Origin of the sequence: Vibrio sp. V39_P1S14PM300, from assembly GCF_009904765.1 — a bacterium.
Lineage (GTDB): Bacteria > Pseudomonadota > Gammaproteobacteria > Enterobacterales > Vibrionaceae > Vibrio > Vibrio proteolyticus.
On the sequence record NZ_WXWP01000375.1, the window covers coordinates 1 to 8,035 of the forward strand.

Genomic DNA, 8,035 nt, shown 5'->3' on the forward strand with positions numbered 1-8,035 from the left:
ACCAAGACAACATTACCACTCATCTTCCCTGGTTAACGGACAGTCACACGTTTACTGGTACGTCGGCGTCTGAGCTGTTGGATTATTTGGGGGTTCGCGACGCGTATGCCATGTCGTTCATCGGCCTGAATGAATACGCCGCCACCACGACAATTGAAGAGATCGATAAATATCATCCGATTATCGCCTATTATCAGGATGGTAAACCCATGAAAGTCCGGCACAAAGGGCCATACTGGCTGCTCTTCAATGTGGACAAGTATCCGGAGACAGGCAGTGAGGTGTTCCAGACCAAAATGGTCTGGCAGATAAAAGAGATTATCGTCCATAGAAAATATGAAAAATAATGTAAAGCGCCATCCACTCTCTCCATTCGCCTATCGGGCTAAAACGTTACTTTTCGTACTGACGGGACTGCTGATCATCGCCAACCTGTACCTGCTATCCGCCACCCGGGATCTCGCCCGCTCCTACACAGATCAACAATCCGAAGCCACCTGGTTCATGTTCCAACTCAACAAAGAATTCGCCGAACTGGTCTCAGCGCTCCCCTACTCTTTGCAATCAGAACAGCAGATGCAACACACCTTGTTGCAGTACGAATTGGCCTGGAGCCGCTTTGATCTGCTGTTGTCGAGTCCGGAAGCCGGAAATTTTATGTCCATCGAAGGCACGACGGATTTTTTTACCGCGATGTTCAATAATTTCCAGGCCCTGGAAACAAAACTGATTCACCTCAAAACTGCGCAAGATGCCACCGAGCTCACCGCCGAATTCAAAAACCTGTACATCAGCATGCTGCATTACGTGAACCAGAACTTTCGACTCAGCAGTCCACTGTACGAACATCAGCGTGCGCAAGCCAATGCACTGGCACAAACACAATATATGTTGATGGCGCTGCTGTTTTGTTGCGTCGGCCTAGTGAGTTACATCTTGCATAAAGAAACTCAGTACCATAAAGATCTGGCACTGACGGATGCCTTAACGGGCATCCCAAACCGCTTATCAATGTTCAAAGCTCTGGAGAAAGAGACCAGCAGTGGCCCGTTTTGCCTCTATCTCCTCGATCTCAACGGCTTCAAAGCGGTCAACGATACCTATGGCCATCAAACCGGTGATGATGTGCTTAAACGCATTTCACACCGTCTGCGGATGCAACAAACCTTGTTGGGGTTTGAAGTTTTTCGTATGGGCGGTGACGAATTTGCGATTATCTCTCCGGCCATTGACGAAACCGAACAGACCTTAAGCGCCATTTATTCCTGTTTTGAAAAGCCGGTCACAGTAGGCAGAATGAGCCGCGTGAAGCTGTCAACCAGCGTTGGATTCGCCTGCTTCCCCGACGACTCTAAAGACATTAACCAGTTGGTGTCAGTGGCAGACAAAAGTATGTATGAAATGAAATTCAGCGGTACCCGTCACTGATCTTGTACGGACACGTAACAGTCGGTATCAATCCAGACAAATGTGCTCCGCGTCTCCCGTTGCAGGATCTGCATCCGGACCGGTAATTGAGCCAAACTGTAGCTAAAAGTAACGGACGTTTTCCCCTGAAACTGATAGCGACTCTGATCAGCCTTTTGACCACTGAGTAACAGGGTACCGTCAAACGCCGGTGACGTCTGAACTTGCAAAATAACCTGCTGCGCTGTGTGCTGGCAAGTGAAGGTGAGATTGTCACTCCGCAGGCTGTCAGCAGCGCCAGACGCAAACGCAGACGGCGTCAGCGAGAAAGTCGCAGTCCAGAGAGCCAACGTTTTAAACACGTTACTTGGCTTACTTGTGCGACGCATAAATCACGTTTAGATCTGAGCCCATCATAGTCACACTTTCACGGGAATCATCATTTGGCGAATCGGCGATGATAAAACCATCATCCGATGCCTTCCGTTCAATTTTAGCTCTCTTAACGCCATATTGCTGTTCGCTTTTCAGCACAGAACCGTTCGATACTTTAAGCATTTACCTATCTGCTATCTGGCTTAGTACAAAGCCAGATAGCAGACAGAAAAAAGCCCCTCAATGAGGGGCAAAAGTTACCATCGCTTATAGTTATAGTGTTATGCCAGTAAGGCTTAACCGAAATCACCATTAACGTAACCTTTCGTGCGGTCATCTTGCGGATCACTGAAGATCACATCGGTCGCATCATGTTCCACCAGCTCTCCCATCAGGAAGAAGGCGGTACGGTCAGAGATACGACGCGCTTGCTGCATCGAGTGGGTAACGATAACGATGGTGTAGTTCTTTTTCAGCTCTTCCATCAACTCTTCGATTTTGTGGGTCGCAATCGGGTCGAGAGCAGACGTAGGCTCATCCATCAGAATCACATCCGGTTCCATCGCGATCGTACGCGCGATACACAGACGTTGCTGCTGACCACCAGATAAGCCGAACGCATGGGATTTCAGACGATCTTTCACTTCATCCCACAATGCCGCGCCACGCAGTGAACGCTCCACCACTTCATCAATGTATTTTTTGTCTTTCACACCTTGGGCACGCAGGCCGTACGCGACGTTTTCGTAAATACTCATTGGAAACGGGTTTGGTTTTTGGAATACCATACCAACTTTAATACGCAGGTCTGCGACATCAATGTTGCCGTAGATATCGGAGCCGTCCATCTCGAGTTTACCGGTGATTTTAACCCCTTCAATCAGGTCATTCATGCGATTGAGGCAACGCAATAACGTTGACTTACCACAACCAGACGGGCCAATCAGAGCCGTCACCTGACGCACGGGAATAGGAAGGTTAATCGCTTTCAGAGCCTGGTTTTCACCGTAGTACAGGTCCAGATTTTCAATATCAAATTTGTTCATCGTCTTAATCTCTAAATTCTGTCAATCGTGTATCGATAAATTCGTGCTGGCGGATCAGTACGTCGCTGTGTTGAAACGCTTAGCGATCAGCTTAGTCACCATATTGATGAGTAGGACCACCACAATCAGAACGGTTGCTGTGCCGTAAGCCTGATTCCATTCTTCAATGGTGAACAGCTCCGTGGTCAGTTTGTACAGGTGAACGGTCAGCGTCCGGCCTGAATCGAGCAACGAATCAGGAATACGCGCCACCATGCCCGCGGTGAGAAACACCGGCGCAGATTCACCAATTACACGACCAATACTCAGAATGACCGAGGTTAAGATACCTGGCATTGCGCTCGGCAATATGAGACGCCAGATAGTGTAGATTTTAGATGCTCCCAAACCGTAAGAGCCTTCGCGGTAAGTCTGTGGTACCGCCATCAGTGCTTCTTCTGTGGTTCGGATAATCACCGGCAGAATCAGGATACTCAGTGTCAGTGCACCTGACAAAATTGAGAATCCCAGGCCCAGTATCGCCACGAAGAATGTCATACCAAACAGGCCAAAGATAATCGATGGGATCCCGGCCAGAGACTCGGTACAGAAGCGAATCACTTTCACCAGACGACTGCCCACTTTCGCGTACTCCGTCAGGTAAATCGCCGTCATGATCCCCATCGGAGCCGCCACTGCGATTGATGCCACCACCATGTAGATGGTTGAAATAATCATCGGGAAAATACCGTGCTCATCGCCAGTGCGTGTGTAATCGTCTGTAATGAAGTTCCAGTCGACATGCTGAAGGCCGTTAGACAGGATGTACCAGATAATCCAGAACAGGAAACCGACCGTCAGAGCGGCGGCCGCCCAGATAAAGCCCTTCAGGATGTTGTCTTTAATTTCTCGTGAACGTTTTAGTTTTGCGCGATCCATTCTCATTACCTCGCTTTTTCACGGTTCAGGTACAGCAGGGCTGCGTTCAGCATCATGATGAACACCAGCAGAACCACACCCGTGGCATACAGTGCGTTCGCGTGAACACCACTGGCGTAGGACATTTCAATCGCGATGTTCGCGGTCAGTGTCCGGGCAGAGTCCAGCAGACCTTGAGGCATCGCTGGAGCATTACCCATAACCATGATGATCGCCATGGTTTCACCCAGCGCACGACCAATCCCCAGAATCACACCCGTCATGATGCCTGAACGGGCTGCGGGTAAGAGAAGCTTGAAAATGGTGAAGATTTTGGAAGCACCCAGTGCCAGTGAACCTTCTTTGTAAGAACGTGGTACTGCGCGGATAGAGGTTTCAGATACCGTGATAACGGTTGGAAGAATCATCACACCCAGCACGATGATACCGGCCAGAATCGTGTTACCCGCCGGCACCTGAAACAGGTCTTGGATCAGAGGTACGATGATGACCAGGCCAAAGAAGCCGTAGACCACCGACGGAATGCCCGCCAGTAACTCAACCGCGGGACGAATGATGTCCGCTACCCGCTTCGGCGCAATTTCTGCGATGAAGATGGCCGTCAGAACGCCGACCGGCACCCCAACCAACACCGCCCCCAGAGTGGAGACGACAGACGCAACGATCATGGTGGCTACGCCATACAGTGCCGGTGGCAGCCAGTCTTGGCCTAGCACGATACCGCTAATGCCCACTTCCTGGAAGGCCGGGATACTTTCTTTGAAAATGAAATACGCAATTACCGCAAGAGAAACGATACCGATAACCGCACTGGTAAGGAACAAGCCATGGAAGATACGCTCTTTCCAGTCAACGCGTTTTTTCGCACGCAGACCTGACTTGTTAACATGAGTCGCTTCTGTCGTATTCATAAGCTTTTCACTATTTGTCGCGATGGTCATATAAATCTCACTGCCGATTTCTTCGGTGTGGATTGGATAGAAAAGGCTCAGCCCAAACGCGGGCTGAGCAAATTAATGTATTGCCGGTGTCTTAGTGAACTGAGATGTAACCTTTAGAATCCACAATCTTCTGTGCTTCTTCAGTCAGCATCCAATCCAGGAATTTCTGAGTTTCTGCAGAAGGCTGGCCTTTCTTGTACAGAACCAAGAATGGGCGAGCCACTTTGTAAGAACCATTCTTCACGTTGTCTACAGACGCGTCAGTGCCGTCGATAGACAGTGCGTGAACAGTGTTGTCTACTGTACCCAGAGAGATGTAGCCAATTGCGTAAGGGTTTGATGCCACCATTGTTTTCAATGCACCGTTACCGTTCGCAACCTGAGCGCGTTGAGAAATAGCAGATACTTTCTTGTCTGCGATTTTCTTTTTCAGAGACATGATGTCTTCGAACGCACCACGTGTGCCCGATGCGGTATCACGAGTGATTGCAACGATTGGCTTGTCTGCACCGCCGACGTCCTTCCAGTTTGTGATGTCACCTTTGTAGATGGCGGTCACTTGCTCAGACGTCAGGCCTTTCAGGTCATTCTTAGGGTTAACAACAACGGCGATGCCGTCACGAGCAATCACTTCTTCAACCAGTGAAGGCTCTTTTTCAGAGGATTTCAGGTTACGAGAAGACATACCCAGGTCTGCGCTTCCGTTCTTCGCCGCTTTCACACCGGCGGATGAACCCGGGCCCTGAACTTCGATAAAGACTTCAGGGTTCTTCTTCATGTATGTTTCAGAGAAAACTTCCATCAGTGGAGTTACGCTGCTAGAACCCACTGCAGAGATAGTTTCTTTAGCAGAAACAGGAGTCACTGCCATTGCGCCTAGAAGTGCGATTGCACCGATTACTGTCTTTTTCATCACAATTTCCTTTAGTGGCATCATTGCCGTTGTGTTTCACTTGAACGCTGCTCACTTTAGGGCGCAAATATGACAGTTGTGTTTCACTAAATTGAAGCCTGTATGACAAATGACATTTTTGTTCTCGCGTCAGTGTTTAGGTTTCAATCAGTTAGCTATTTTTTTGACCATAAAACACTGACTTGTGACTGTCACATTTCGCGTTGAGCTACCCCAGACAGCCGGATAAACAGACACCGCTAAAGGTAGAGAACATTACTTAAATAGCACAGGTTAGCGCCAATAATGTTGGAGAGTTGATGATTGGAGAGGGAAGTTGACGGCGCCGATAACGCAAGGAAAACCATTAAGTGACGCAGTTGCGGGACCGAATACCGAGGCGCCGTTGTCACAAAAAAGGGCTGGCAAAAGCCAACCCTTTTTTGATTAATCTTCGTCAGACGACGGCGCCACTTTTTTCTTAGGAATGAATACGGCATCCCCCACGGCGACGTTCTGATAGAAACCTTTGTCACGTTTAGCTGGCTTCTTCGCCACTTTCTTCGCCTGAGGTTTGGCTTTCTTGGTGTTGGCCGTTTTACCTTTGCGGAAGTCGGGTTTACGCGGTTTCACGCCAGTAAACTTACCTTTCAGTCCTTCAAGCTCAGAGAAGGTCAAATCCTGCTGAAGATACGCTTCCACACGCTTAAAGCTGTCCCAGTCTTTTGGGCCCACCAGAGACATCGCATCACCTTTGTTACCTGCGCGGCCCGTTCGACCCACTCGGTGCACGTATTCTTCTGTGTGCTTTGGCATGTCGAAGTTGACCACATGCGTAACATTGGCGATATCCAGGCCTCGAGAGGCCACATCCGTAGTCACCAGGATCTTGTACACCGCGCGCTCGAAGCGGCTCATGATGGTGTTGCGCTGAGTTTGATTGAGGTTACCACTCAACGCCACCGCTTTGAGGTTCTTCGCGTTCAGTTTTTCGGTCAGGCGCTCGGTATCGTTACGCGTTGCGGTAAAAATGATCATCTGGCGATAATCAGACTCTTCAATCAAGCGGTCCAGGATGGCTTCTTTGTGATCTAAGTGGTCACACAAATAAAACTTCTGAGTAATGTCTTTATGCTCTTCATTCGAGACACCTACAGAAATGCGTTTCGGCGCTTGCAGCATTTCAGACGCAATACCGTTCACTTCCGCGTGATCCAGAGTGGCAGAGAACATCAACGTCTGGCGACGACGGTGTTTCGCAGCTTTGTGAATACGACGCAGCTCGGGTGCAAAACCCAGATCCAGCATCCGGTCTGCTTCATCCAGGATCAGCGTTTCCAGGCCATCCAGATACAGTGAACGATGTTCAAGATGGTCGGCCAGACGTCCTGGCGTCGCAACGATGAATTTCGGATGACGGCGCAACGCTTTAACCTGATCATTAAAGTTCTCGCCCCCAAGAATCAGTGTCGCATCGTACGACAGACCGCTGAGCATCGAACGCAGCTCATTATATACCTGTTTGGCCAATTCACGGGTTGGTGCCAGAATCAAACCACGCGGGTCTTTGGCAGAGAACGCTTTGGTCTTTAGCGATTTATGCAGCATTGGCAGAACAAACCCCAGCGTTTTACCCGAACCGGTTTTGGATGACGCCAACAGGTCTTTCCCCGCAATCGCCACAGGAATGGCTTTCTGCTGGATCTCGGTGGCCTGTTTGAAATCGAAGTGGTTAAGGGTTTTCAGTAAGCGATTGTCTAAGCCTAAATCTTTAAAGTGCAAAGTATTCTCCATCAATTTATTCGTGCCTGACAGATGCATTCTCTTACTTTCCTCAGACACAACAAAATAAAAACGCCGTATAATAGCGCGTTTTGAGACATTATAGATAGAGATCACATAAATTTTATGATGTTGGTGTATCTCTGTTTCTGTAGAGAAAAAATGCCAAAATTCTAAGTTGTTGACTACACTCAATTGTGTGTAAAGTCAGAGTAGTCAAGGGCTGGACGGGAAGTGGCCAGGTAAAACGGCATTCATCTCAACTATGAGACACCGATCGATTTATCAGCTAATTGGTTAAATTCTTGGATTTTTTTGACTTTTTACTACTCTGTCTTCTGGTAAATTGAGCCTACAATTTACTTCGTCACTATATGACATAAAATGTATAGGGCGAATTTTTGATACTTACTTATAAGCAAGGAGTTCATAATGAACAAAATGTTGATCGCAGCTGCAGCGTCTTCGGTACTACTTCTAGCAGGTTGTGCATCTGGTCCAGACGAAGCAACAACAGCGAAAATGGACGAGCTAAGCAACCAAGTTAGCCAACTAAGCCAAGACGTGCAGTCTCTAAAATCTGAAGTTCAAAAAACTGGTGCAGCAGCTCAGTCAGCTCAAGAAGAAGCAGCACGCGCTAACGAACGTATCGACAACATCGCTCAGTCTTACAC

Annotated in this window: 9 protein-coding genes; 3 read left to right on the forward strand and 6 right to left on the reverse strand. The window is 48.6% G+C overall.

What is annotated here, in order from left to right:
- Both CAG65_RS19455 and CAG65_RS19460 read left to right on the forward strand, forming a co-directional pair.
- Nucleotides 1-347, forward strand: a 347-nt coding sequence (locus CAG65_RS19455) for a hypothetical protein (protein ID WP_161454687.1), incomplete at its 5' end; no start/stop codon positions are given.
- Nucleotides 337-1,428 carry a GGDEF domain-containing protein gene (locus CAG65_RS19460; protein ID WP_161448074.1) on the forward strand — a complete coding sequence of 364 codons (1,092 nt, stop codon included), beginning with the start codon at nucleotides 337-339 and terminating at the stop codon, nucleotides 1,426-1,428. The genes CAG65_RS19455 and CAG65_RS19460, both read left to right, overlap by 11 nt.
- On the opposite strand, the gene CAG65_RS19465 is transcribed toward CAG65_RS19460, so the two are convergent.
- The 6 genes from CAG65_RS19465 to CAG65_RS19495 form a co-directional block, all read right to left on the reverse strand.
- Entirely contained in the window at nucleotides 1,422-1,796 is a 375-nt protein-coding gene (locus tag CAG65_RS19465; protein ID WP_161454688.1) for a hypothetical protein, read from the reverse strand. The genes CAG65_RS19460 and CAG65_RS19465 overlap by 7 nt on opposite strands.
- A gap of 282 nt (nucleotides 1,797-2,078) precedes the next feature.
- Nucleotides 2,079-2,828 carry a phosphate ABC transporter ATP-binding protein PstB gene (pstB, locus tag CAG65_RS19475; RefSeq protein ID WP_161454690.1) on the reverse strand — a complete coding sequence of 250 codons (750 nt, stop codon included), beginning with the start codon at nucleotides 2,826-2,828 and terminating at the stop codon, nucleotides 2,079-2,081.
- Nucleotides 2,829-2,882: 54 nt separating this feature from the next.
- Nucleotides 2,883-3,746, reverse strand: coding sequence for a phosphate ABC transporter permease PstA (pstA, locus tag CAG65_RS19480; protein WP_040902858.1), 864 nt, complete (start codon nucleotides 3,744-3,746; stop codon nucleotides 2,883-2,885).
- A gap of 5 nt (nucleotides 3,747-3,751) precedes the next feature.
- Complete coding sequence (gene pstC, locus CAG65_RS19485; protein ID WP_161454691.1) at nucleotides 3,752-4,687, reverse strand: phosphate ABC transporter permease subunit PstC; 936 nt, start codon at nucleotides 4,685-4,687, stop codon at nucleotides 3,752-3,754.
- A gap of 91 nt (nucleotides 4,688-4,778) precedes the next feature.
- Nucleotides 4,779-5,600 (reverse strand): phosphate ABC transporter substrate-binding protein, encoded by an 822-nt coding sequence (locus CAG65_RS19490; RefSeq protein ID WP_021706228.1) that lies wholly within the window; start codon nucleotides 5,598-5,600, stop codon nucleotides 4,779-4,781.
- Nucleotides 5,601-6,026: 426 nt separating this feature from the next.
- Nucleotides 6,027-7,373, reverse strand: coding sequence for a DEAD/DEAH box helicase (locus CAG65_RS19495; RefSeq protein ID WP_040902874.1), 1,347 nt, complete (start codon nucleotides 7,371-7,373; stop codon nucleotides 6,027-6,029).
- Nucleotides 7,374-7,793: 420 nt separating this feature from the next.
- Here CAG65_RS19495 and CAG65_RS19500 point away from each other — a divergent pair.
- Nucleotides 7,794-8,035 (forward strand): Lpp/OprI family alanine-zipper lipoprotein (locus CAG65_RS19500; protein ID WP_161454692.1); only part of this gene is annotated, 242 nt, incomplete at its 3' end.

What these genes read in the sequence shown, in the direction of transcription:
- CAG65_RS19490 (WP_021706228.1), bottom strand. Translation starts at nt 5,600, where the DNA reads ATGAAAAAGACAGTAATCGGTGCAATCGCACTTCTAGGCGCAATGGCA.
- CAG65_RS19465 (WP_161454688.1), bottom strand. Translation starts at nt 1,796, where the DNA reads ATGCGTCGCACAAGTAAGCCAAGTAACGTGTTTAAAACGTTGGCTCTC.
- pstA (WP_040902858.1), bottom strand. Translation starts at nt 3,746, where the DNA reads ATGGATCGCGCAAAACTAAAACGTTCACGAGAAATTAAAGACAACATC.
- pstC (WP_161454691.1), bottom strand. Translation starts at nt 4,687, where the DNA reads ATGACCATCGCGACAAATAGTGAAAAGCTTATGAATACGACAGAAGCG.
- pstB (WP_161454690.1), bottom strand. Translation starts at nt 2,828, where the DNA reads ATGAACAAATTTGATATTGAAAATCTGGACCTGTACTACGGTGAAAAC.
- CAG65_RS19495 (WP_040902874.1), bottom strand. Translation starts at nt 7,373, where the DNA reads ATGGAGAATACTTTGCACTTTAAAGATTTAGGCTTAGACAATCGCTTA.
- CAG65_RS19460 (WP_161448074.1), top strand. Translation starts at nt 337, where the DNA reads ATGAAAAATAATGTAAAGCGCCATCCACTCTCTCCATTCGCCTATCGG.